General features: G+C 58.2%; 25 protein-coding genes. 12 read left to right on the top strand and 13 right to left on the bottom strand.

The features are described 5' to 3' along the window. Positions 1-2: 2 nt before the first annotated feature. Together xdhC and guaD are read left to right on the top strand one after the other, a co-directional pair. Entirely contained in the window at positions 3-842 is an 840-nt protein-coding gene (xdhC, locus tag RGU44_RS02935; RefSeq protein WP_322179923.1) for a xanthine dehydrogenase accessory protein XdhC, read from the top strand. A 7-nt stretch (positions 843-849) separates the two neighbouring features. Further along, entirely contained in the window at positions 850-2202 is a 1353-nt protein-coding gene (gene guaD / locus RGU44_RS02930; protein WP_322215517.1) for a guanine deaminase, read from the top strand. Here guaD and RGU44_RS02925 read toward each other — a convergent pair. The 3 genes from RGU44_RS02925 to uraH all read right to left on the bottom strand — a co-directional run bounded on the left by RGU44_RS02925 (position 2199) and on the right by uraH (position 7819). Beyond that, positions 2199-2963, bottom strand: a complete 765-nt coding sequence (locus tag RGU44_RS02925) for a GntR family transcriptional regulator (RefSeq protein WP_322179927.1) — start codon at positions 2961-2963, stop codon at positions 2199-2201. The genes guaD and RGU44_RS02925 overlap by 4 nt on opposite strands. Positions 2964-3241: 278 nt before the next feature. Next, complete coding sequence (locus RGU44_RS02920; protein ID WP_322215515.1) at positions 3242-7315, bottom strand: dermonecrotic toxin domain-containing protein; 4074 nt, start codon at positions 7313-7315, stop codon at positions 3242-3244. A 150-nt stretch (positions 7316-7465) separates the two neighbouring features. After that, positions 7466-7819, bottom strand: a complete 354-nt coding sequence (gene uraH / locus RGU44_RS02915) for a hydroxyisourate hydrolase (protein WP_322215513.1) — start codon at positions 7817-7819, stop codon at positions 7466-7468. 375 nt (positions 7820-8194) lie between these two features. On the opposite strand from uraH, the gene puuE reads away from it, so the two are divergent. From puuE to RGU44_RS02875, 8 genes are all read left to right on the top strand, one after another. Next, entirely contained in the window at positions 8195-9127 is a 933-nt protein-coding gene (gene puuE, locus RGU44_RS02910; protein ID WP_322215511.1) for an allantoinase PuuE, read from the top strand. Next, positions 9124-9639, top strand: a complete 516-nt coding sequence (gene uraD, locus RGU44_RS02905; protein ID WP_322215509.1) for a 2-oxo-4-hydroxy-4-carboxy-5-ureidoimidazoline decarboxylase — start codon at positions 9124-9126, stop codon at positions 9637-9639. Before puuE ends, uraD begins: the two co-directional genes overlap by 4 nt. Before the next feature lie 43 nt (positions 9640-9682). Continuing rightward, on the top strand, positions 9683-10678 hold the full coding sequence (alc, locus tag RGU44_RS02900; protein ID WP_322215507.1) for an allantoicase: 996 nt from the start codon (positions 9683-9685) through the stop codon (positions 10676-10678). A gap of 49 nt (positions 10679-10727) precedes the next feature. After that, positions 10728-11252, top strand: a complete 525-nt coding sequence (locus tag RGU44_RS02895; RefSeq protein ID WP_322215505.1) for an ureidoglycolate lyase — start codon at positions 10728-10730, stop codon at positions 11250-11252. Between the two features lie 26 nt (positions 11253-11278). Continuing rightward, entirely contained in the window at positions 11279-12472 is a 1194-nt protein-coding gene (locus tag RGU44_RS02890; RefSeq protein WP_322179943.1) for a urate hydroxylase PuuD, read from the top strand. A gap of 246 nt (positions 12473-12718) precedes the next feature. Further along, positions 12719-13327, top strand: a complete 609-nt coding sequence (locus RGU44_RS02885; protein ID WP_322179945.1) for a TetR/AcrR family transcriptional regulator — start codon at positions 12719-12721, stop codon at positions 13325-13327. 225 nt (positions 13328-13552) lie between these two features. Then, the gene (locus RGU44_RS02880) at positions 13553-14386 is read left to right on the top strand and encodes an ion transporter (protein WP_322179948.1); all 834 of its coding nucleotides are present in this window, start codon (positions 13553-13555) and stop codon (positions 14384-14386) included. 111 nt (positions 14387-14497) lie between these two features. Then, positions 14498-15496, top strand: coding sequence for a sulfate ABC transporter substrate-binding protein (locus RGU44_RS02875; protein ID WP_322215502.1), 999 nt, complete (start codon positions 14498-14500; stop codon positions 15494-15496). A 56-nt stretch (positions 15497-15552) separates the two neighbouring features. On the opposite strand, the gene RGU44_RS02870 is transcribed toward RGU44_RS02875, so the two are convergent. The 10 genes from RGU44_RS02870 to ccmA form a co-directional block, all read right to left on the bottom strand. Beyond that, positions 15553-15960 carry a hypothetical protein gene (locus RGU44_RS02870; protein WP_322179952.1) on the bottom strand — a complete coding sequence of 136 codons (408 nt, stop codon included), beginning with the start codon at positions 15958-15960 and terminating at the stop codon, positions 15553-15555. Between the two features lie 12 nt (positions 15961-15972). After that, on the bottom strand, positions 15973-17214 hold the full coding sequence (ccmI, locus tag RGU44_RS02865) for a c-type cytochrome biogenesis protein CcmI (protein ID WP_322179954.1): 1242 nt from the start codon (positions 17212-17214) through the stop codon (positions 15973-15975). Continuing rightward, positions 17211-17681, bottom strand: a complete 471-nt coding sequence (locus RGU44_RS02860) for a cytochrome c-type biogenesis protein (RefSeq protein ID WP_322179956.1) — start codon at positions 17679-17681, stop codon at positions 17211-17213. Before RGU44_RS02860 ends, ccmI begins: the two co-directional genes overlap by 4 nt. Next, positions 17678-18214: a DsbE family thiol:disulfide interchange protein gene (locus tag RGU44_RS02855; protein ID WP_322179958.1), complete on the bottom strand. Its 537-nt coding sequence runs from the start codon at positions 18212-18214 to the stop codon at positions 17678-17680. The genes RGU44_RS02860 and RGU44_RS02855 overlap by 4 nt, the downstream gene beginning before the upstream one ends. Continuing rightward, the gene (locus tag RGU44_RS02850) at positions 18211-20184 is read right to left on the bottom strand and encodes a heme lyase CcmF/NrfE family subunit (protein WP_322179960.1); all 1974 of its coding nucleotides are present in this window, start codon (positions 20182-20184) and stop codon (positions 18211-18213) included. Before RGU44_RS02850 ends, RGU44_RS02855 begins: the two co-directional genes overlap by 4 nt. A 4-nt stretch (positions 20185-20188) precedes the next feature. Then, a complete protein-coding gene (ccmE, locus tag RGU44_RS02845; protein WP_219060474.1) occupies positions 20189-20656 on the bottom strand; it encodes a cytochrome c maturation protein CcmE in 468 nt (155 codons plus the stop codon). After that, positions 20653-20829 (bottom strand): heme exporter protein CcmD, encoded by a 177-nt coding sequence (ccmD, locus tag RGU44_RS02840; protein WP_322179963.1) that lies wholly within the window; start codon positions 20827-20829, stop codon positions 20653-20655. The genes ccmE and ccmD overlap by 4 nt, the downstream gene beginning before the upstream one ends. Further along, complete coding sequence (locus RGU44_RS02835) at positions 20826-21611, bottom strand: heme ABC transporter permease (RefSeq protein ID WP_322182748.1); 786 nt, start codon at positions 21609-21611, stop codon at positions 20826-20828. The genes ccmD and RGU44_RS02835 overlap by 4 nt, the downstream gene beginning before the upstream one ends. 79 nt (positions 21612-21690) lie before the next feature. Next, a complete protein-coding gene (ccmB, locus tag RGU44_RS02830; protein ID WP_219060472.1) occupies positions 21691-22362 on the bottom strand; it encodes a heme exporter protein CcmB in 672 nt (223 codons plus the stop codon). Further along, positions 22359-22994, bottom strand: a complete 636-nt coding sequence (ccmA, locus tag RGU44_RS02825; RefSeq protein WP_322179965.1) for a cytochrome c biogenesis heme-transporting ATPase CcmA — start codon at positions 22992-22994, stop codon at positions 22359-22361. The genes ccmB and ccmA overlap by 4 nt, the downstream gene beginning before the upstream one ends. A 197-nt stretch (positions 22995-23191) precedes the next feature. Here ccmA and RGU44_RS02820 point away from each other — a divergent pair, with 197 nt between their 5' ends. Together RGU44_RS02820 and RGU44_RS02815 are read left to right on the top strand one after the other, a co-directional pair. Further along, positions 23192-24769 carry a flagellar hook-length control protein FliK gene (locus tag RGU44_RS02820; protein WP_322215500.1) on the top strand — a complete coding sequence of 526 codons (1578 nt, stop codon included), beginning with the start codon at positions 23192-23194 and terminating at the stop codon, positions 24767-24769. Then, complete coding sequence (locus RGU44_RS02815) at positions 24769-25092, top strand: EscU/YscU/HrcU family type III secretion system export apparatus switch protein (protein ID WP_322215497.1); 324 nt, start codon at positions 24769-24771, stop codon at positions 25090-25092. Before RGU44_RS02820 ends, RGU44_RS02815 begins: the two co-directional genes overlap by 1 nt. The last annotated feature ends 15 nt before the right edge of the window (positions 25093-25107 follow it).

The following is a 25107-nucleotide window of genomic DNA, read 5'->3' as shown; positions in this document are numbered from 1 at the left end:
ACATGAACAACTGGATCAGCGCTCTCGCCGAACTGCAAAACCAGGGCGAACCCTGCGTACTGGTGACCATCATCGACGAGCGCGGCTCGACGCCGCGCAATGCCGGTTCGAAGATGGTCGTCACTGCCGGACGGATTTTCGACACCGTCGGGGGTGGGCACCTGGAATACAAGGCCATGCAGATCGCCCGCGAGATGCTCGCCAGCGGCAGTCAATACACGCGCCTGGAGCGCTTCAGCCTGGGCGCCAGCCTGGGTCAGTGCTGCGGTGGGGTGAACGTCTTGCTGTTCGAACCCATGGGCCAGCCTCAGGCACAGATTGCGGTATTCGGTGCAGGGCATGTCGGCCGGGCGCTGGTCCCGCTACTCGCCAGCCTGCCCTGTCGGGTGCGCTGGATCGATTCGCGAGAACAGGAGTTCCCCGCGCTGATCCCGGAGGGCGTTACACGGATCGTCAACGAAGAGCCTGTGGATGAAGTCGAGCAATTACCCACAGGCAGTTATTGCATCGTCATGACCCACAACCATCAACTGGACCTCGAGCTGACGGCAGCCATTCTCACGCGCAATGATTTCACTTATTTCGGCTTGATCGGTTCGAAGACCAAGCGGGTCAAATTCGAGAATCGCCTGCGTGAGCGCGGTTTCGATGCGGCACTGCTGCAACGCATGCGTTGCCCGATGGGCCTGGCCGAGGTCAAAGGCAAATTGCCCTTCGAGATCGCCGTGTCCATTGCCGCTGAAGTGATCGCTACCTACAACGCCAGCTTCGGCCAACACAGCAGCCATGCCGAACCTGTTGCGCACCTATTGCCGGTTTCACGCCGCAGCCAAGTTCAATGAGATTTCTATGACATCTGTATCTGCAAAAAACGGTAGCCACACCGTCACCAAAGCCTACCGTGCTGCCATCCTGCACAGCATCGCCGATCCTGCCGAGGTGGTGGTGGTCGAGGCGTCCTATGAGTATTTCGAAGACGGTTTGCTGGTGGTCGAAAATGGCAAGATTGTCGCCCTTGGGCATGCCGCGGACCTGCTGGGACAGCTCGGTGCCGATGTCGATATTACCGAATACCCTGACGCGCTGATTACTCCCGGCTTCATCGACACGCACATCCATTTGCCACAAACCGGCATGGTCGGTTCCTATGGAGAACAACTGCTGGATTGGCTGAATACCTACACCTTTCCCTGCGAGAAACAGTTCGCTGATCCAGCTCATGCAGCTGAAGTCTCGGACATTTTCCTTAAAGAATTACTGCGTAACGGTACGACCACCGCGCTGGTGTTCGGCAGTGTGCACAAGGCCTCGGTGGAGGCGTTTTTCACCGTAGCCGAAAAGCTCAATCTGCGCATGATTGCCGGCAAGGTGATGATGGATCGCAACGCGCCGGACTACCTGACCGACACCGCAGAATCGAGCTACATCGACAGCAAAGCGTTGATCGAGCGCTGGCATGGCAAGGGTCGCCTGCACTACGCGGTGACCCCACGTTTCGCTCCGACCAGCACCCCGGAGCAGCTGGCATTGGCCGGACAATTGCTCAGTGAATACCCCGACGTGTACCTGCAAACCCACATCAGTGAAAACCTGAAAGAAATCGAATGGGTCAAGGCGCTGTTCCCGGATCGCAGCGGCTATCTGGATGTTTATGACCACTTCAATCTGCTCGGCGAGCGCTCGGTATTCGCCCACGGCGTGCACCTGTGTGACGACGAATGCCAGCGGTTGGCAGAGACCGGTTCGGCCGTGGCGTTCTGCCCGACGTCGAACCTGTTTCTGGGCAGCGGTCTGTTCAATCTGCCAATGGCCGAGAAGCACAAACTCAATGTTGGCCTGGGTACTGACGTCGGCGCAGGCACCAGCTTCTCGATCCTGCAAACGCTGAACGAAGCGTACAAAGTGATGCAGTTGCAGGGGGCGAAACTGAGCCCGTTCAAGTCGCTGTACCTGGCGACATTGGGCGGCGCGCGAGCACTGCGCCTGGAAGACAAAATTGGCAGTTTGCACCCTGGCAATGAGGCGGACTTCCTGATCCTCGACTACCACGCCACCCCGCTGCTCTCCTATCGCCTGAAACAGACCAAGGATATCGAAGAGACGTTATTTGTACTGACGACGCTGGGGGACGACCGCGCGGTGCTGGAGACCTACTCGGCGGGGCAGTTGGTGCATCAGCGATCTTGCAGTCCCACCGCTTAAATCGTCGGACTGCGCCCCGGCTTTTTCTTGCTTTGCAGCAGGTGCGAAAACACCGCGTGCAAGTCGTCTGAGGCGCTCTCTTCGTCAAGGTTGAGTTTGCTGTCGATGTGATCTATGTGATGCATCATCAGGCTCACGGCCAGCTCGGTGTTACGCGCCTCGATGGCGTCGATCAACTGGGTGTGTTCATCGTAGGAGCAGTGCGAGCGGTTGCCGCTTTCGTACTGGGCGATGATCAACGATGTCTGGGAAACGAGACTGCGCTGGAAGCTGATCAGCGGCGCATTCTGCGCGGCCACCGCCAGCGTGAGATGGAACTCGCCCGACAAGCGAATCCCGGCACCTCGGTCTCCACGTGAAAAACTGTCGCGTTCATCACTGACCATTTGCCGCAATTGGGCAAGCTGCTCAGGCGTAGCGTGTTCGACCGCCAACTCAGTGATCGCTTTTTCCACCATGCGTCGGGCAAAAAATACCTGCCGCGCCTCCTCGACGCTCGGACTGGCAACCACCGCGCCACGGTTGGGCCGCAGTAACACGACTCCTTCGTGGGCCAGGCGTGACAGGGCACGACGAATGATCGTGCGGCTGACGCCGAAAATCTCCCCGAGAGCCTCCTCGCTCAGCTTCGTACCGGGGGCCAGACGCTGTTCGAGAATCGCCTCGAAAATATGCGCGTAGACCCTGTCGTCCTGCGTGCCGACACGGCCAGCCTTGACGGTTCTCGGCTGTTTTTTGAGGGGCTGCAACGGTTCGTTCATGGGCGCTCGTGTGCAAATCACAGATAAAGTACCGCCACATTGTACACAGTGCATGAGGGGTGAATAGGTGCGGTCTTGTCTACAGCTTTACGCACACGACATCGAACATATTACGTACAACTTTAAAAAAATTATTAGGTTTTTTGTACACAAAATCACGACTTCGCTTATTGCGAGGCGCTGAGCTGGCGGTCAAAAAATCCGACAGCTCGGCGCGTTATTGCAAAGCAAACTCGGCCAACGCGTTCCCGCAAAAGCGTATTGAAAATCAACCTCCGTCAAATATCATCGGCGACCCTGACGACAAACAATTGTGTTCTAACACCCGACACCCTCGTGGTGTTTGTCCCGCCCACCAGCCTGATCAGACTCCCCTGCTCTTGGGCGGTCGCGATTCTTGTCGCTACCGACGTACCGGCATAGCGGTCCAAAAAGGCATCAAGCCACGTGCTGGACAGCGGAAATCCCAACGGTAGAGGTTGTAGCTCATGCGCCACCTGACTGTTGTGGACTCGCCGCACACTCATCATGTACAGCTTATCCAGTCCGGGCCGCTGAAACGTCAACGTGGGCGTGAAGTGCATCAAGTCCCCGCCGGGTAATAGCTCGTAACCGCTCGACGTCAACTGGCGGGTCATCAACTCACTCAGTTCCTGGGCACTCATCGCATCCGCCCCCCCTCTAAGCTTTGCCAGGTCTGACGGATCGCCGGGCAGGAAGTCCAGCCGATGAAAGGTGTCGAGCGAACTTTCATAGCTGATGTTCATGCTTTGATAGGTGCTGCCTGTAGGCCTTGCCCCATCAAGCATGGTCAGCGGATCGTTGAGTTTTGCCAATGGCGCAGCGTGCCCCTTCCTCCAGGCATTGAGCGTCGCTTTCATATTTATCAACCGGGTCGCCGTCATGCTGAGGCTGGTACTGTCGGCCAGTTGATAAAGCTTTTCCGCCAGCACTCGCTGGGAGATGGGGGTAAATGCCGGGCGAATATCAGCAATGAGGCTCTGGATTTTTTTCGAAAACAAAGGCCCATGAACCGTCCATTGGCCTGCCTTGAAAGAAGCCATCACCGGTTGATCGAACGGATTGACCCTGATGACCTCGTTCAACTCTGCGAAGCTGCCTCTGGAGTTCCCCGCTGCCGGGTTGCGCAGAAATACCATGCTCGGGCTTTGTGTCGAACCGGCAGGCAGGATATCGAAACACTCGCGGCCGATGACAACGACTTCGCGCTCAGGCGCACCGGTCACCCGGAAGATCGGCGGTTGTTGCCCGATGGGCTCCAGAACAGTCAGCTCGTCCAGCTCCTGGCCCCAGCCTTTCCAATTATCTGCTGGCACGGCGATGCTCCGACTGGTACCCGGAACCGGTTGCGGCGGCTGGCGATTGGTTTCGCTGGTTGAGGGTGCTGGCTGCTTGCGTTTGCTTGCAACGGGAATGGGCAGGGGAGCGACCGTCTCACCTTGTGGTTGGCGTCGATGGGCCTCTGCCCAGCCTGGAACTGCTCTGTGGCTTTGGTAATGTACGGCCACGTCCAATTCAAGCCGTCGTTGTTGATCGACGGGAAACGCAAACTGATCAAGCAACTCGCGCGCCTGCTTGCGCGTAAAGCTGCCATCGGGATGGGCTTCACTAATCAGCGTCTCGGCAATACTCGATTTCACCCCTCCCTTGAGGCCGACATCCATGTGATAAACCCAGTCCCCCTGCGAGTCGAGACGCACCGGAGGTTCATACCCCTGACCCACCGTCTTTTGCAGACGAAGTGACTGCTCGCCTTTGCGCCTGTAGACCTTGTAAAACTTGCCTTGCCGTTGTATCCAGAGCTGCCCGTCTTTCAACGCCGTGCACGCGTTGACCCCGTTCTGTTTGCTTGCTCCGACCGGTGAAACGTCGGCCTCATACCCTTTGAATGACGTGAGCACGTAGCGCTTGCGCGTGACCGAGGGCAGGGTGCCCGTCAACCGGGCAGCCTGGCGCAATTTTGTCGCGCGGCGGGCGACCTTGGCGAAGGCGGCAACCGTGGCGACACCGGGCACGACTGAGAGCAGGATGTCCAGAACGCTCAGGGATGCGCTTGCCGTCAGCACCTCGCCCTCGAACGTTCTGCCCTCTCTGAAAGCTGCAGCTGCGGAGTGACCGTCATTCCAGCCGTCATGCACGCTGAACAGGGTCCCCATACCGGGCAAGAACGACAGGATTGCCTTGAAGTACGCCATATATGCCTGGCTTTCACGAAGGTCGTGTCCACTGCGGATGTCGGCGTTGCTACGCGCATCAAGCTTGGTGTGTACATGGATCAGCCTGGCACGTACATCCACCTGCTGAGCCGCTATTTTTAGAAAAAGAGCTGGGGTGAAGGTGATAAAACCGTCGAATTTGCGTAGCAATGCCTGTTCGATATAACGCGTATTAGCCGCTTGGCTGCCCTCTTCGCCAGCACGCGAAACCAGGTACTCGATCAGCGGCGGGTTATTGATGAGTTTGTTAATCAGCCGCGCCTTGGCTTCTTGCAGACTCATGGCTTCTATCAGCGAAACGCCAGTGGGTGCCTGGGGCAAATAGACCAATGTGGTCCCTGTTGTCTCGTGATGGATAACGCAGAGACCTGAAAGCGTCGCGCTTTTGGTTTCACCGCTTACCGCATGACCCGGGTTTAAAACGACCCAGCTCATTCGCAGTTGGGCTGCGTGCAAGTCCGCATTGGAACGTGCCTGCACCGCCTGCTCAAGCACGCGATAGCCATGAGCGCTCAAGCGTTTTTCTTGCAGGGCAGCAAAACCTTCCAGCAGAATTTCCAGTTCATAGGGTTTGAGCAAAACATCGGGCGTGATCAGCGGCGACGTCTCCGTACGCGTCTGGAACACGCGGCCCAGCAACGCCCGGTACTGAGCGGCGATATTGACCAGAGGAATGATTCGGCTGATGTAATCGACTGTCAGGCCAATCGCCGTTCCAAGGTCACCGGCAGGCGAATCGATCCGGGCAAAGGTCAGTCGCGCCGTCATCTCTTCATCCTTGGGATCGATGTTATAACGAGCCCACTCAGCCACGGAGAACCTTACCCGCCCGGCACTTGCACTCCAGCTGTTGCCATGGCGAAGCACGCCGTACTGCGGATCGATATCGAAATCCCGAGTCGCGCTTTCGGGCAGATCGATAAAGACCTGATCGGCGTCGACATCAATGCCCAGATCGTCCTTGATCCGAGCCGCGAGCGTCTGGCGGGTGAATGCCTCGAATGACGGCAACACTGCGTCCAACTCGCGTTCCAGCAAGGCCGCCGCTGCATGGTATGCGCTCAATCGCTGGCCATGCTCACGGCGAATATCGACCGGGGCGTGCAACAGCCATTGCGGCATCTGAGCAACTAATTCACCGGTTCGCTGCTGCTCTGCCACACGGTCGATGGCCTGGTCCCGCGCGTCGTTGCGATGGACCTGCAGGTTGTCAGCCGACTCCAGATACAAACGACTCAGCGTGGCCTCCTCGTTGCTGGCGTCATCAAAAAATCGTTGACCATCGGTGGCCGCGCGAATGGAGGCTTCAAGGCTTTCAATCTGCACGTGCACGCTGTGGGTCATGGCTGGCGCAGTGGTGACACGGGTAATCAACTCCAGAGGGCCGGTCCTGGCCGCGCCCATTGCCGCACCTCGCGATGAGGCAGACACATGCCGCCAGAACGGCGTGTCCAGGCCCGACTGCAAGGTGAACTGCACGTCATCTTTGAGCGCCTGCAAAGACGAGAACTTCTGCAGTCCACCACCTTTCCCCGGCATGAATAACAACGCGGACTCTTCGGCATCAGGCGTATCGAGCGCCTGTTGCGTGGTAAAAATCAGGACGCCGCTCAAGGCATGAACCGTTTCGCCGACAGCGATGCACAGGTCAGTCACCCGCACTGACTCGGCAACAGGGTCAAGCGTGCCAACCGCTTGCTGGATGTGCGTCAGCTCGACAGCGCTGATCGAGCCCTCATAGGCCTGAAGCTGCGCTTCACTGAGCAACGCTTGCTCGCGATGCGCGATCAACCCGGCAGTGTTTTCATTGATAAGTTGCGCTGTACTGGCACCCAGGGTGCTCGTAATTGCTTGCATCGACACCGAGGCGCTATGCAATGCAGCGTGAAAACGGCGGTACTCGGCCAAGGGCTTTACGCGCTCGCCCTCCTCCCCGATCCATGCCTGAATACGGTTGCCATACAGCGCGACTTTCTCTTCGCACAAGGCGACGAAACGCGCGGGCGGCAAACTGCCAAACGATACGATCCGGCGGTACAGCAAAGCGTCGACAGACGGAATGTCTTCGCCCTCTTGTGTCAGGAGGTCTGCGGGGGCTAGCGTCATTGAAATCATGGATTATTCCAGAATTGATTAGACCCGGAAGTGTGCCCAAGCCCGCCGGCGCGCAATGACTACATAAATATCGGCTACCTGTTTTCCGGACAGAAAAAAGCCCGCAACGTGAGCGGGCAAGAGATGACGAGGGGAGCTACCCGGCAGCGACTAACTGCCGCGATACGTCGAGTAGCTGTAGGGCGAAATCAATAACGGCACGTGATAGTGGTCCTGCGCGGCATCAATCCCGAACCGCAGAACCACCACATCAAGGAACGGTTGATCAGGCAAATCCATGCCCCGTGCCCGGTAGTAGTCACCGGCATGAAACTGCAATTGGTAGACGCCCGAACGGTAATCATCGCCCTGTAACAAAGGACCATCGCATCGGCCATCGGCGTTGGTCACCGCAGTGGCAACCCGCTCCAGGCGTTCACCTTCGACCCGGTACAACTCGATTTTGATAGCGCTGCCCGGGCAGCCGTGGGCGGCATCCAATACATGCGTCGTCAATCGTCCCATTGCTCGTCAGCCCCTCGCGCAGTCAGTTGAAAGATCAGGCTGCCCCCTTATGGTGCCAGGATTGAGAGCGGCGAGCCGTAATTAAGACATTTGCTAAAAAAATTGTACACAATAAATATCGCTTTCTAGAGCGGCATGACGAGGATTACATCGAGACATCTGTTTCGGCCAACAATCAGGCGATTAAGCCCTCTTGCAGATATAAGCTGATCGCTCAGGCAAGTTTCTTGCAGGCACTAGCTCCTGGAAAAACGCTAAAAACCAGGCTTACAAAACGATTTAAGAGTTGTATACAATCGAGCCATCGCGATGGCGCCGGCCTTGATTGCCCTGGCAACCGCCGCCACTGACAATACGCACATAAGGAAGCCTGCTGTGAGTGCTGACTACCCACGGGACCTGATCGGATACGGCAACAACCCGCCCCATCCTCACTGGCCGGGAAATGCCCGCATCGCGCTATCCTTCGTGCTCAATTACGAAGAAGGCGGCGAGCGCAATATTCTGCACGGTGATAAAGAGTCCGAATCTTTCCTGTCGGAAATGGTGTCAGCCCAACCGCTGCAGGGCGAGCGCAACATGAGCATGGAATCGCTCTACGAATACGGCAGCCGTGTCGGCGTGTGGCGCGTGCTCAAGTTGTTCAAAGCATTCGATATCCCGCTGACAGTTTTCGCCGTGGCCATGGCCGCGCAGCGTTACCCGGAAGTGATCCGCGCCATGGTTGCAGCCGGTCACGAAATCTGCAGCCACGGTTATCGCTGGATCGACTACCAGTACATGGATGAGGCTCAGGAGCGCGAACACATGCGTGAGGCGATTCGCATCCTTACCGAGATCAGCGGCGAACGCCCACTGGGCTGGTACACCGGCCGTACCGGGCCCAATACCCGCCGCTTGGCGATGGAGGAAGGTGGCTTCCTCTACGACTCCGATACCTATGACGATGACCTGCCCTACTGGGAACCGAACACTCCCACCGGCAAGCCACACCTGGTGATTCCTTACACCCTGGACACCAATGACATGCGCTTCACCCAGGCGCAGGGTTTCAACAATGGCGAGCAGTTTTTCCAGTACCTCAAGGATGCGTTCGACGTGCTGTACGCCGAAGGTGCCGAGGCGCCAAAAATGCTCTCCATCGGCCTGCACTGCCGGCTGATCGGGCGCCCGGCGCGACTGGCAGCGCTCAAGCGTTTTATCGAATACGCCAAGGGCCACGAACAGGTCTGGTTCAGTCGGCGCGTCGATATCGCCCGGCACTGGCACACCGAACATCCTTATCAGAAAGCCGAGAACACGCCATGAGCCGCTTTCAGACACTGACGCCATCGTCTCTGAACCGTGAAGCATTCGTCGCCGCCTTCGCTGATATTTATGAACATTCACCGTGGGTGGCCGAGCAGGCCTACGACATGGGCCAGGGCGCAGACTTGGACCATGTCGAAACCTTGCATGCCCTTATGAGCGACATTCTGTTGAGCGCTGATCATGCCCGGCAACTGGCTGTGATCAACGCCCACCCGGACCTTGCCGGCAAAGCCGCCGTGCAGGGCCAACTGACTGAAGCCAGCACGTACGAGCAAGCGGACGCCGGTATCCACCAATGCTCGGCCGAAGAGTTTCAGCGCTTCACCGAGCTGAACGACGCCTACAAGGCCAAGTTCGCGTTCCCCTTCATCATGGCGGTGAAAGGCAGTGACCGACATCAGATCCTCGCCGCTTTCGAAACACGCATTCATAACCCGGTCGACACCGAGTTCGCCTGCGCGCTGGCGGAAATCAACAAGATCGCGATGTTCCGTTTGCAGCATGTGTAATCACCCTGTCCCACGCCAACTTTTGTAAAGGCAGACAAGAACAATGAAAGCTTACGCCGCACCGTTCGAGAAATTCGTCAACCTGGCCGACGCCCGTCTGGGCACCAAAATCATCTCGGTCACCGATGACTGGTTCGCCGACGCCAACCGTCTGTTCCAGCCGACCCCGGCCGTCTGGAAGGAGGGCGTGTTCGATGACAACGGCAAGTGGATGGACGGCTGGGAGTCACGCCGCAAACGCTTCGAAGGTTATGACAGCGCCGTGATCCGCCTGGGCGTGCCGGGCTCGATCAAGGGCGTGGACATCGACACCTCATTTTTCACCGGCAACTTTCCGCCCTCGGCCTCGCTGGAAGCGTGCTTCCTGACCACTGGCGAGCCGGACGAAAACACCCCATGGACTGAAGTGCTGTCGGCCGTCGAACTGCAAGGCAACAGCCACCACTTCCACGAGATCAGCAACACTCAAGCGTTCAGCCACTTGCGCTTCAACATCTACCCGGACGGCGGCGTGGCACGTCTGCGGGTGTATGGCGTTCCGTTCCGCGATTGGTCGGCCGTGAGTGACAACGAACAACTCGACCTTGCTGCAGCGCTCAATGGCGGCCGGGCGCTGGCCTGCTCCGACGAGCATTACGGGCGTATGAGCAACATCCTGAACCCGGGCCGCGGGATCAACATGGGCGACGGTTGGGAAACCGCGCGTCGACGCACGCCGGGCAATGACTGGGTGATCGTCGCCTTGGGCCATGCTGGCGAAATTGAAAAAGTCATCGTCGACACCCTGCACTTCAAGGGCAACTACCCGGACACCTGTTCGATTCAGGCCGCGCTCGTCAAAGGCGGCACGGACAATCAGATCGAAACCCAGAGCCTGTTCTGGCGCGAACTGCTGCCGGCCCAGAAGCTGGAAATGCACGCCGAACACACATTCGCCGAACAGATAAGAGCCTTGGGCCCGATTACTCATATCCGCCTGAATGTGTTCCCGGATGGGGGCGTGAGTCGCCTTCGCGTGCTGGGTAAAGTCGCGAAATAAATACAATCCCCTACAGATTAATCGTGAACCTTAGAACAGAAGAAATAGCATGCGCACACTGATGATCGAACCCCTGACCAAAGAAGCTTTCGCCCCCTTCGGTGACGTAATTGAAACCGATGGCAGCGCGCACTTCATGATCAACAACGGTTCGACCCTGCGTTTCCATCGTCTGGCCGAGGTTGAAACCGCCGCGCCGGATGACAAGGCGATCATCAGCATCTTCCGCGCCGAAGCGTTGCAGATGCCACTGACCGTGCGCATGCTGGAACGACATCCACTGGGCAGTCAGGCGTTCATACCGCTGCTCGGCAATCCTTTTCTGATTGTGGTCGCGCCACGTGGCGATGCACCTGAATCAGAGTGGGTCCGCGCCTTCATCAGTAATGGCAGGCAGGGCATTAATTACCATCGCGGCGTTTGGCACCACCCGGTGCTGACGATCGAAAAGCGGGATGATTTCCTGGTGGTTGATCGCAGCGGAACTGGCAATAACTGCGATGAGCATTTTTTCGATGAGGACCAGTGCCTGTTCCTCGACCCCCATCAACAAGGAAGGTCTGAGCGCCCTTAAGTGGTGACAGGCAAGAGGTCAATTCTGTGGAAGCACATTTAATGGAATGGCTGAACCTGAGCGTGCGCTGGGTTCATATGATTACCGGCGTGGCCTGGATCGGGGCGTCGTTCTATTTTGTCTGGCTGGAAAACAACCTCAACCGAGTCAACCCGCGTGACGGGCTGGCCGGCGATTTATGGGCCATTCATGGTGGCGGTATCTACCACCTGGAAAAATACAAACTCGCCCCGCCGACCATGCCCGACAACCTGCACTGGTTCAAATGGGAAGCCTATTCCACCTGGATGTCCGGCGTAGTGTTGATGTGTGTGGTGTTCTACTCCAACCCGACGCTTTATTTGCTCGCCCCTGGCAGCAGTCTTTCGGGCGTCGAAGGTATCGCCATCGGTATCGGTTCGCTGATCGCTGGCTGGTTCATCTATGACGTACTGTGCGACTCGCCACTGGGCAAGCGCCCCGCCCTGCTCGGCCTGATTCTGTTCGTGCTGCTGATTGGCGCCGCGTTCGGTTTCAGTAAAGTGTTCAGCGGTCGCGGCGCGTACCTGCATGTGGGCGCCATCATCGGCACGATCATGGTCGGCAACGTGTTCCGCATCATCATGCCCGCCCAGCGCGCATTGGTGGCCGCCATCGCTGCTGGCCGCACGCCGGACCCCAGCCTGCCCGCCAAAGGCTTACTGCGCTCCCGGCACAACAACTACTTCACCCTGCCCGTGCTGTTCATCATGATCAGCAACCACTTCCCTAGCACTTACGGCAGTCAATACAACTGGCTGATCCTGGCCGGAATCTCGGTACTGGCGGTTCTGGTTCGCCACTACTTCAATACCCGCCATAACAGCCACACATTCGCCTGGACCCTGCCCGTTGCCGCGCTGGGCATGATCTGCCTGGCGTATGTCACTGGCCCTGCGCAAGGGCCGACTGACGCGGCATCTGCAGCACGCGCCAGCGGTATCGATTTCAACAAGGTTCACAGCGTGATTCAAGAACGCTGCGCCGTGTGCCATTCGGCCAAGCCGACCAGCCCACTGTTCAGCACAGCGCCCGCTGGCGTGATGTTCGATACCCCGCAACAAATCCAGCAACTGGCACCGCGCATCCAGGCCCAGGCCGTGATTTCGCAGATCATGCCGCTGGGCAATATCACCCAGATGACCCAACAGGAACGTGATCTGATCGGCGCATGGATCGACAAGGGTGCGCAGACCAACTGATCGATTAATCCAAGGCACTTGAGCCGCGCGACTTGTGCCCGTATCCATTGCACCTTCCTGATAAGAAGCCAGAAGGTGTAAACCTTATTCAGGGCGAGTCAATCCCCTGAAAAAAGCCTGAATACTCAGGCTTTTTTGCTATAGACCGGTGACGCGCTGGACGCCCGTCCCGGGCAATCTTGAGCCTGCCGCAAAACCGGTGCTACCATGCGCAACCGCTGGCACAGGCAAGGAAAACTCTGGTTCATGAGCAGCATTCGCGAGCGTAACAAAGAACTGATCCTGCGCGCAGCCAGTGAAGAGTTCGCCGACAAGGGTTTCGCAGCCAGCAAGACCAGCGATATCGCGGCCAAGGCCGGGCTGCCAAAACCTAACGTCTACTACTACTTCAAATCCAAGGACAACCTCTACCGCGAGGTGCTCGAAAGCATCATTGAGCCGATCCTCCAGGCATCGACGCCGTTCAATCGCGACGGCGTACCGGCTGAGGTGCTGAGTGGCTACATTCGCTCGAAAATCCGCATATCCCGCGACTTGCCGTTCGCCTCGAAGGTGTTCGCTAGCGAGATCATGCACGGCGCACCGCACTTGACTGCCGAGCAAGTCGAACAGCTCAACAGCCAGGCCCGACACAACATCGACTGCATTCAGTCCTGGATCGACAGCGGTCAGATCGCACCGCTCGACCCGCACCATTTGATGTTCACCCTCTGGGCCGCGACCCAGACCTACGCCGACTTTGACTGGCAAATATCCACCGTCACCGGCAAAGCCAAACTCGACGACAGCGACTACGAAGCCGCCGCGCAGACCATCATCCGGTTGGTGCTCAAAGGGTGTGAGCCCGATAAGTGACACTGCGGCTGATACATAACCTGTAAGAGATCCCGCTCCGCCTTCGACACCGCGCAGGCGATACTGTGTGCATGCCCTGCCCACCTTGACCCCATCTTTTACCCCCGCTGGCTCTGTTAGTTCAAGCCAGCGCTTGCCTGTTACATCAGTCAGCGCTGGATCATCAGTTGCACTGGTGACCGGAAAGCTCCTAGGCTCTACGCATACTCAATTCGGAAATAGCCCATGGACAGCAACACCGGCTGGCGGGAACAGCTACGCATCATCATCTTTCAGACCGATACGGTCGCGGGCAGACGCTTCGACAAGACCTTGCTGCTGATCATTCTGAGCAGCCTGGTCGTGGTGATTATCGATAGCATCGAAAGCATTCATCACGACTACGCCAACCTGCTGGCAACTATCGAATGGGGGTTCACTCTGGTGTTCACCATCGAGTATGTCCTGCGTCTGTACTGCTCGCCTAAACCGATGCGCTACGCCTTCAGTTTCTATGGCCTGGTCGACCTGCTGGCGATTGTGCCCGGCGTTCTCGCGTTGTATTACAGCGACGCTCAATACCTGCTGATCATTCGTATCATTCGGATGTTGCGAATCTTCCGGGTGCTCAAGCTCGGTCATTACCTCAAGCAGGCCAACTACCTGCTCGCGGCGCTACGCGGCAGCAAGCAAAAGATCATCGTATTCCTGGCCACCGTCACTACCCTGGTCATCGTTTTCGGCACCCTGATGTATGTGATCGAAGGCCCTGAACATGGGTTCACCAGTATCCCCATCGGGATCTACTGGGCCATCGTCACGCTGACGACAGTAGGCTTCGGCGACATTGTGCCGAAGACACCGCTGGGGCAAATGTTGTCGTCGCTGGTGATGATCACCGGTTACTCCATCATCGCGGTGCCCACCGGGATCTTCACCGCCGAACTGGCCAACGCCATGCGTGGAGAACAACTGGAGCACACGTGTCCGGTCTGCGCCAAGAACGACCACCAGCCCAGTGCGGCGTTTTGCGCGCGGTGTGGCAATGCCTTGTTTCCCAAAAATGAGAACAAAGCATAAGCAAATTGCTTTTGAGTATTTAAATGACTATAGCCACCCGGCTATAGTCGCCAGCAATGAGCCACTCGCCCTATCAGCAGCCTCACCCACACCTCCAATAAGGAATGCGCAGTGAACAAATTCTTTGGCGCCTCACTTCTGGCCGCAGGCCTGGCCTTCGGCAGCGTGGCCCAAGCCGCCCCGACCCTGCTCAACGTTTCCTATGATGTGATGCGCGACTTCTACAAAGACTACAACAGCGCGTTCCAGAAACACTGGCAAGCCGAACACAATGAAAACGTCGCCCTGCAAATGTCCTTCGGTGGCTCAAGCAAACAGGCCCGCTCCGTAATCGATGGTCTGCCGGCTGACGTCATCACCATGAACATGGCCACCGACATCAATGCGCTGGCCGACAACGGTGGTCTGGTGCCGAAAGACTGGGTCTCTCGCCTGCCAAACAACAGCGCGCCGTTCACCTCGGCCACGGTTTTCATCGTGCGCAAGGGCAACCCTAAAGCCCTGAAAGACTGGCCTGATCTGGTCAAGGACGGTGTTCAGGTGATCGTACCCAACCCGAAAACCTCGGGTAATGGTCGCTACACTTACCTGTCGGCGTGGGGTTATACGCTGAAGAATGGCGGTGATGAAGCGTCCGCGAAAAAGTTCGTCGGCCAGTTATTCAGCAATGTGCCTGTACTCGACACAGGCGGTCGTGGTGCCACGACCACCTTCATGACCAACCAGATTGGTGATGTGCTGGTGACCTTCGAAAACGAAGCCGAAATGATCGCCCGGGAATTTGGTCGGGATCAGTTCGAAGTGGTTTATCCAAGCGTTTCGGCCGAAGCCGAGCCACCCGTGACCGTGGTCGATAAAGTCGTCGACAAGAAAGGCAGCCGTGCCCTTGCAGAGGAATACCTGAAATACCTCTGGTCCCCTGAAGGCCAGGAAATCGCAGCCACCAACTACCTGCGCCCACGTGATCCGACCATATTGGCCAAATACAACGACCGCTTCCCTAAAGTCGACTTCCTCTCGGTAGAGAAAACCTTCGGCGACTGGCGCACCGTGCAAAAAACCCACTTCAGTGACGGTGGTATTTTCGACCAGATTTACACGGTGAAATAAGCCCTGGCGCATAAACAAAAACGGCGACCCTGGGGTCGCCGTTTTTTTACGCTGACTCAATGACCGTACTGACGCCCCAGCCCCGGCGGCACGCCATTGGCATCTGTCACCTGCCATGGCCCGTTACGCCCGGTCGACCAACTCCAGCCGTTATTCCAGCGGTAGTAAGTGCGCTGACGGTAGAAGGTGTCCGCCTCGTCATCCAGTACGTACACACCGAGGCGCGCATCCCAGTGGCAGTTACCACCCGGCGGTGGAGCGAAGTGGGCAGAGGTTTTGGGGCCAGTGGCGGGCGCCGGACGCTGGGGAGACGTCTGCGGCGCAGTGTGCGGTTTGCCGGATTGCGGTTTGCTGGGCAGTGTCGGAATCGACTCGCTGCTTTGCGGTCCCGTGGGGTGCTGGACGGCACACGCACTCAAGCCAAGGACCAGACTCAATAAGGTGATACGTGCGACAGCGGTCATGGGACATTCTCTCTACTGATCTGGACTGTCGATGGTCAATGCTTGCTGGGCCGTGGTGCTGCTGGCCAGTGGTTTGCTGCGACCGATCCACTCACCCTTGGTCGCCTGACCGGCACGGGACACCCGTGCAACCAGTTGGACTTCCGGAAAGTTCGACAGTTTCAGTTGCGGCATCATTGCATCGGCATCAGCCAATTCGACTTCGGCCGGCAGGTCCGCCACGGTCAGGCGTTTGACGGCCAGCGGCATCGGTGGGCCTGAGGTCGCGCGAGCAAAAATGAACACGCTATCACCCGGCTGGACGCTGGCTTTGACTGCTGCCGTCAGATCGACACGAACCTTGAGTAACCCGGCGACCTTGTTGTCGGCCGCTGGGGAACCCGCTGGTTTTGCAGCAACTGTCGGTGTCACGGCGACTTTGCCGCCGCTCGCCACCAACCTGTCACCGGCACGTGAGATACCGCCTTCGAGCGCAGAACGGGAAGGGTCTTCGGCAGGCAGTACAGCCAACAGACGCTTCCAGTAATCGATAGATTGCTGATAACGCTCGCCTTCAAATGCCTCGATCCCCAACAGCCCCAGGCTGGTGACTTCGTTAGGATCAGCTTTGAGTGCTTCATCGGTCAGGGCCTGAATCTGCGCCGACCATTGCTTGTTGCCCGCAAAATACAGCGCCTGAGCCCACTGTCCGAGCAGTTCCGGCTGACGTCCGGCCAACCCCACGGCACGTTCGAACATGTTCGCTGCATCGGCTGGACGCTCCTGAGCCATGTAGGTGCGGGCGAGGAAGTACATGCCTTCGGCCGAATCCGGCTGGGCTTTTACCGCGCGCTCCAAACGATTGGACATTTGATCCAGTGATGTCGGCGCCTGGGCAAACTCGCGAGTCAGTTCGACCTTGTCGCTGGCACCGAAATGCAGATACAGCGCCAAACCCAATACCGGTACCAGCAACGCAGCCAGCAACGGCAAGGGCTTACCCAGGCGTGAGGTGCGTGGGATGTCGGCGCCTTCGGTATCCGCCAGCAACTCACGGGCGGCCTCGGCACGGCCACTGTCCATCTGCACAGAAGAGAGCACGCCCTCCTCCTGCTGATCTTGTAGCTCGGCCAGGCGTTCCTGATACAGGGCAACGTTGAGCGCGGTACGATCCTCTTCGCTTTGCGCACGACGACCGCCGCGCAGAACAGGGATCAACAAGAAACTCAGGGCCACCAGCAACAGCAGGCCGGCAGCTAGCCAGAAATCAATCATTCGTGTTTTTTATCCAACAGTTGGTCGAGGCGCTGACGCTCCTCGTCAGAAAGAACGTCCGCACCTTCGGCACGCTTGCCGCGCCGGCGCATCACGATCACACCCATCACCAGCACGCCGCCAATCAGCAAGATCCCGGGACCGAACCAGAGCAGCCAGGTGCTTGAATTGAGCGCCGGCTTGTAGCGTACAAAGTCACCGTAGCGATCGACCATGAAGTCGATGATCTGCTGATTGCTCTGGCCTTCGCCAAGCATGCGGTAGATCTCTTTACGCAGGTCAGCGGCAATCGGCGCGTTGGAGTCGGCGATGTCCTGATTCTGGCATTTAGGGCAACGCAGCTCTTTGGTCAATTCGCTATAACGGGCGCGTTCGGCTTCATCACGAAACTCGTAGGCGTCAATGGCGGCCTGCGCCACATTAGCGAGCCCGACACTTAAAACAGCTGCGACTAACCAACGCTTCATGGTTTGGCCTCATCGACCAAGCCTTGATACAACCCAGCCAACTTTTCACGCCAGACGGTCTCGTCGATCACGCCGACGTACTTGTGGCGAATCACGCCCTTGCTGTCGATCAGGAAGGTTTCCGGTGCGCCATACACGCCCAGGTTCAAACCAAGACTGCCAGCGTCATCGCGAATGTTTATCTGATAAGGATTGTGAAACTCCTTCAGCCACTTCAATGCGTCGGCGTTCACATCCTTGTAGTTGACGCCGTAAATCACCACGCCCTGCCCCGCCAGCTTGTTCAACACGGGGTGTTCAACACGGCAGGAAATGCACCAGGTGCCCCAGACGTTGACCAAGGCAGGTTTGCCCAGCAAGTCAGCCTGGGTGATGATTTTGCCGCTCTGCACATCCGGCAGCGAGAACGCAGGAAAAGGTTTACCAATCATCGCTGAAGGCAGTTCGGCCGGGTCAAGGTACAGACCCCGGTAGAGAAACGCCGCCATACCCAAAAACAGCGCAAGCGGCACCAGCAGAATCCAGCGCTTCATACCGCAGCTCCAGACAGGCCCAACGCGTCGCGCACTTTGCTTTTGACCTTGACCCTGTAACGCCTGTCAGCAGCGGCCAACAGCCCGCCAAAGCCGGTGAACAGGCCACCGAACCAGATCCAGCGCACAAACGGCTTGACGTGAACCCGTACCGCCCAGGCACCATCGCCCAGCGACTCGCCAAGGGCAACGTATAGATCACGGCTGAAACCGGCGTCGATGCCTGCTTCCGTCATCATCGACTGCTGCACGGTGTACAGACGCTTTTCCGGGTGCAAGACGGTGACTTCCTTGCCGTTTTCAAGCACACGGATGGTGCCCTTGTCGGAGGTATAGTTCGGGCCCTGAACATGCTTGGCACCCTCAAAAACAAACATATAGCCACCCAGCTCCATCGATTCGCCCGGCGCCATGCGCAGGTCGCGCTCGGCACTATTCTGGCTGGACAGAACCACGCCCAGTGCGCAGATGGCAATACCGATGTGGGCCACTTGCATGCCCCAATAGCTACGGGTCAAGCTGCGAGCACCTTTGATCAAGCCTTTGTGCCGCGTCTTGTCCAGCAGGTCGCGCACGCCAGCCAGCAATACCCAGGCCGCAAGCATGAAGGTCGCCAGCACTGCCCATTGGAAATCACCGAGTACGAAGCAGGCAACGATGGCCAATATGGCACTGCCGACCAGCACCGGTGCAAGCATGCTCACCAGCCATTTAACCGGCGTGTCCTTCCAGCGCACCACCATGCCGACTGCCATCACGACCATCAGCAGCGCCATCAACGGCACGAACAACGCGTTGAAGTACGGAGGACCGACCGACATTTTGGCACCGGTCAGTGCATCGAGTACCAGCGGGTACAGGGTGCCCAGCAGAATCATCGACGCAGCAACCACCAGCACCAGGTTGTTGCCCAGCAACAGGGTTTCACGCGACCACAGGGCGAAACCCACGTGGCTTTTGACCACCGGAGCGCGGAAGGCGAACAGCGTCAGCGAGCCGCCGACGACTGTCAGCAAGAAGATCAGGATGAACACGCCACGGGCCGGGTCGGACGCAAACGCATGCACCGAGGTCAGCACCCCGGAACGCACGAGGAAAGTGCCCAGCAGGCTCAGCGAGAACGCAGCAATCGCCAACAACACGGTCCAGCTTTTGAACACGCCACGTTTTTCCGTGACCGCCAGAGAGTGGATCAACGCAGTACCCACCAGCCATGGCATGAAGGAAGCGTTTTCCACCGGGTCCCAGAACCACCAGCCGCCCCAGCCAAGTTCATAATAAGCCCACCAGGAACCGAGGGTGATACCGATGCCGAGGAAGGCCCAGGCGACGATGGTCCATGGTCGCGACCAACGCGCCCAGGCGGCGTCAAGACGTCCGCCAAGCAAGGCGGCGATGGCGAAGGCAAAGGCCACCGAGAAACCGACATAGCCCATGTACAGCATCGGCGGATGCACGATCAGACCGATGTCTTGCAGCAACGGGTTGAGATCGCGGCCGTCGGCCGGTATTTGCGGCAGGATGCGCGAGAACGGGTTGGACGTGAGGATCAGGAACAGCAGGAAGCCGACGCTGATCATGCCCATCACCGCCAGTACACGCGCCAGCATCACTTGCGGCAATTGCCGGGAGAAGATCGACACGGCGAAGGTCCAGCCGCCGAGGATCAAGGCCCACAGCAGCAACGAACCTTCGTGAGCACCCCACACCGCGCTGAACTTGAAATACCAGGGCAAGGCGCTGTTAGAGTTATTGGCCACATAACCGACTGAGAAATCATCGGTCATGAACGAGTAGGTCAGGCAGGCGAAGGAGAATACGAGGAAAGCGAACTGCCCCCAAGCGGCCGGTTGGGCCAGGCTCATCCAAAGACGATCGCCGCGCCAGGCACCGATCAACGGCACGACTGCCTGCACGATGGCAAAGCACAGCGCCAGAATCATGGCCAGATGGCCGAGTTCGGGAATCATGGTTTCAGCCCTGTTTGGATGGTGTGGTGGACGTCATGGGCGCCGACTGGCCGCTGTCTTTCAGCGCTTTGGTCACTTCCGGCGGCATGTATTTTTCATCGTGTTTGGCGAGTACTTCATCGGCGACAACCACGCCATCGGCGTTGATTTTCCCCAGCGCGACGATACCCTGCCCTTCACGGAACAAGTCCGGAAGAATGCCGCGATACGTGATGGTCACCGACTTGTTGAAGTCGGTGACGATGAACCTGACGTCCAGTGAATCGCCGGAGCGTTGCAACGATCCTTTCTCGACCATGCCACCTGCGCGAATGCGCGTGTCATGCGGCGCTTCGCCATTAGCGATCTGACTCGGGGTGTAGAACAAGTTGATGTTCTGCTGCAACGCGTTCAAAGCCAGGGTCACGGCAATGCCGACCCCCGCCAGAATCGCGACGATGATCAACAGACGTTTTTTACGCAGCGGATTCACTTCTTATTCTCCCAGCGCAAACGTCGCGCCTCTTGTTGCAGGTAACGCCGACGCGCCAGCACCGGCCACGCCACGTTGAGGGCCATGACCAACAGGCTGATGCCATAGGCCGACCACACATATAAACCATGGTGACCCATGGCGAGAAAATCACTGAAGGAGGCAAAACTCACAGCGGGGCTCCTTTGACCGGGACTTGACCGAGGCTTTTCAGAACTTCGGCCTTGACCCAACTGCTGCGCGCTTCGCGCTTGAGCACTTCAAGGCGCATACGCAGCAACAGCACCGCGCCAAAGAAACAGTAGAAACCCAACACCATGAACAGCAACGGCAGCCACATCTCGGCCGGCATCGCAGGTTTCTCGGTGAGGCTGAAGGTCGCGCCCTGATGCAGAGTGTTCCACCACTCCACCGAATACTTGATGATCGGGATGTTGATCACGCCCACAATCGCCAGTACCGCACAGGCCTTGGCCGAGCTGTCACGGTTACTGATTGCCTGGCCCAATGCAATAAGACCGAAGTACAGAAACAGCAGGATTAACATCGACGTTAGTCGCGCATCCCAGACCCACCACGAACCCCATGTCGGTTTACCCCAAATAGCGCCGGTGACCAGTGCCACGGCGGTCATCCAGGCGCCAATGGGCGCGGCGCATTGCAGCGCGACATCGGCAATTTTCATCTTCCAGACGAGCCCGACCACACCACAGACCGCGAGCATTACGTAGCAAGACTGAGCGAGCATGGCTGCCGGGACGTGGATATAGATGATGCGAAAGCTATTGCCCTGCTGATAATCGGGCGGCGCAAAGGCCAACCCCCACACCAGGCCGATGCCGATCAGTAATACGGCGGCGATGCTCAGCCAAGGCAGCATTCGCCCGCTGATGCCATAAAACCATTTAGGTGAGCCCAGTTTGTGGAACCAGGCCCAACTGATGCTCGCTTTCATCACGTTGCCTTTCATCACGGTGCATCCAGGGTCTTTACTGATCGCCAGCCGTCGTATGCGGGCGTGATCAGAACCTCAATTATTCGCCGACGCTGATCTTCAGCCCAGCCGCTATTGCAAAAGGTGTCAGGGTCACTGCCAAGGCGGTCAGGCTGCCAAGCCAGAGCAGATAACCCGTTGCCGGCATCCCTTGCAGGCTCGCTTGCAACGCGCCACTGCCAAGGATCAATACCGGGATGTACAGGGGTAAAATCAACAACGCCAACAACAGTCCACCGCGTTTCAAGCCTACCGTCAACGCCGCGCCCACCGCACCCAGCAGGCTCAATACCGGTGTGCCCAGCAGCAGCGAAATCAGCAACACAGGGACACATTCACCGGGCAAACCCAACATCAGCGCCAGCAACGGTGCCAACAATACCAGCGCCAACCCGGAAAACGCCCAGTGTGCCAGTACCTTGGCCAGAACTAGAAGAGCCAGGGGGTGCGACGAAAGGACCCACTGCTCCAGAGAACCGTCTTCAAAATCACTGCGAAACAGCCCGTCAAGCGAGAGCAGGACTGACAATAACGCCGCCACCCAGACCAATCCCGGTGACAAGGTTTGCAACAATTGAGTCTCCGGGCCGACGGCCAGCGGAAACATGGCGATCACAATTGCAAAAAACACCAGCGGGTTGGCTAATTCCGCCGGGCGACGAAATAATAGACGCGCTTCACGGGCGACCAACAGGGTAAAAACGTGACTCATACAGCCCAATGCCCCAGATCAAGGTCCCGATAGCCGGCAGGAATCCGGGTCAGCGTGTGATGGGTGGTCAGAACTACCATGCCACCTTGCTCGCAATGTTTGGTCAAATGTTCTTCAAGTTGGGCCACACCTTGCTTGTCTAGAGCTGTAAAGGGCTCATCCAGAATCCACAAAGGCGGCCCTGCCAGATACAGACGCGCCAATGCCACTCGTCGTTGCTGTCCGGCCGATAAGGTGTGACACGGCACATCCTCAAAGCCGCGCAGGCCAACTGACTCCAGCGCCTGCATGATCGCATCGCGCTCGACAGGGCGGTGCAAGGCACAGAGCCAGGTCAGGTTCTCTTCCGGGGTCAACAGGTCCTTGATGCCTGCGGCATGACCTATCCAGAGCAGATTGCGTGCCAGCTCGGTTCGTTGCTGCGCCAGAGGTTGGCCGTTGAGCCGGACTTCACCTGAGGTGGGCTGCATCAACCCGGCCAACAACCGCAGCAGACTGGTCTTGCCGCTGCCGTTCGGGCCACTGATTTGCAGCATGTCACCGGCGGCAAGACGCAATTCGAGATTCTCGAAGAGCATCCGCCAGTCACGCTCGCAAGCAAGCGCCACGGCTTCTAGAAGAGGGCTGGGCATGGCTGACCTTTTCTTTTGATCAAGAGCTGAGCGGTTCAAGTCGGCTAAACAGCAGCCGTTATACTGATGACGATTAAATGAACATCCAGCCTGAAACCGTGGATCGCAGACGTTCTTATGCGCGCCACCGTAGACGGGGCGGCATTATACATGTCATGTCCTGATACCAAGAGGGCAATTTCGACAGGTTGTAACCCATGACAGGCGACATCAGCAGCCTTGCACCGCTTGCCCCGACCACCGCTCTGGTGAAAGCGGGCGTTACACCGAATGAAATTCTCAAATTGATACAACCTGTGGACGGTTTGGTGGCCGCTGGCGAGTCAGTCAAGGCCGAAGTCGTGAACCTGAAACCGGTCGATCAGGCGTTTCAAGTGCTAATGCGGCTGACGCTGGACGGTGGCCGCCAGGCATTGGTAGAAGCCATCAGCCAGCGACCTCTACCCGCCGGCGCCAACCTGATCGTCACCCAGCCAACGCCGAGCAGTCTGGCAATCACTGTGCAGCAAAGCTTGAGCGCCGCCGTCGCCACCCTGACGAGTATCGACACCAAACAATTACCGGTGGGTACGTTGTTACAGGGCACCGTAATGAGCAGCCAGGCGCTCGCGCAAAGCGCGGGTCAACCGGCGTTGTACCGGAACGTGATCAGCCTGCTCAACACCCTGCTGGCCGGTGCCAGCCTGACCGTGGACAGCCCAAAGCCGTTGACCGTCGGCAGCCTGCTCAGTGCGCAAGTCCAGGGAGCGCAGGCGCTGAACTTCGTGCCGCTGAGTGGTCGGCTCGACCAGTTGGCGGTTGCGCAACAACTGAGCGTTCAGCAAAGCCGCCAGGGTTCACTGGACGGGCTGATCAAAGCGCTGCAGACCGTCCAGCAAGACGGCGATCTGCCACCCAACCTGCGCGCCAGCATCGAGACCCTGTTGGACGACCTGCCGGATATCCGTCAACTCGCAGACCCAAAAACGCTCGCACAGGCGTTGAACGGCAGCGGACTGTTCCTTGAAGCCAAATTACTCAGTGGTCAGAACCCCGCCGCAGCCCCGGACTTGAAGGCCAACCTGATGCGCCTGATCGCGCAAATTCTTCCCGGCCTGCCCGGCAACAGCAATTATGACGCAGCCGCAGCCGCAAACACCCTGGCCCGCGTCATGCCCAGCATGATCCGCAGCGCCTTGGGAACGTTAGGCCTGGTCAGTCCTCGCGCGCAACCCAGTAGCTTCCCTCTGCCCTCGCGTACTATGAATGGCGAACATGGCGAAGACTTGGAGACCCTGCTCAAACTTGCCGCCGCAGCAGTGTCGCGCCTGCAAAGCCATCAACTGTCAGGCCTGGAACAGACCCGCACGAACGCCGACGGAACTCAATTGACCACATGGCAGTTGGAAATACCGATGCGCAACCTGCAGGACATTGTGCCATTGCAGGTCAAATTGCAGCGCGAGGAAACGCCGGACAAGGACCAGCCAGCCGACAAGGATGACAATACGGTCAAGCCTGCCAAGGAAAAACTGTGGCGAGTTGAACTGGCGTTTGATCTTGAGCCACTGGGACCATTGCAGGTCCAGGCGCAATTGATCAGAGGCAGCTTGTCCAGTCAGTTGTGGGCCGAACGCGCTGAAAGCGCGAACCTGATTACCCAGGAACTGGACCACCTGCGCGACCGCTTGATCGCATCTGGTCTGACTGTTGGCGAACTGGCCTGCCGTCACGGCACACCACCACAAGGGCCGCGCACCGCCCTGGAACAACGCTGGATCGACGAGACCGCCTGATGACTCAATCCGAACATACCCCGCGCCAGGCAATCGCCCTCAGCTACGACGGGCAACACGCGCCTACGCTTACCGCCAAAGGCAATGACCAGTTGGCCGAGGCTATCCTGACCATCGCCCGGGAATATGACGTGCCTATCTATGAGAATGCCGAGCTAGTCAAATTGCTGGCTCGCATGGAACTGGGTGACAGCATTCCCGAGGCCCTGTACCGCACCATCGCCGAAATCATCGCGTTCGCCTGGCACCTCAAAGGCAAATTCCCCGAAGGGCAGGATCCAGATGCACCGCCTATGGAAAGAGATATAACGCCGACCGCCTGAAAACGACGCAGCACG

The organism is Pseudomonas sp. 5C2 (genome assembly GCF_034314155.1).
GTDB lineage: Bacteria > Pseudomonadota > Gammaproteobacteria > Pseudomonadales > Pseudomonadaceae > Aquipseudomonas.
This window is presented reverse-complemented; position numbering and strand designations above follow the sequence as displayed.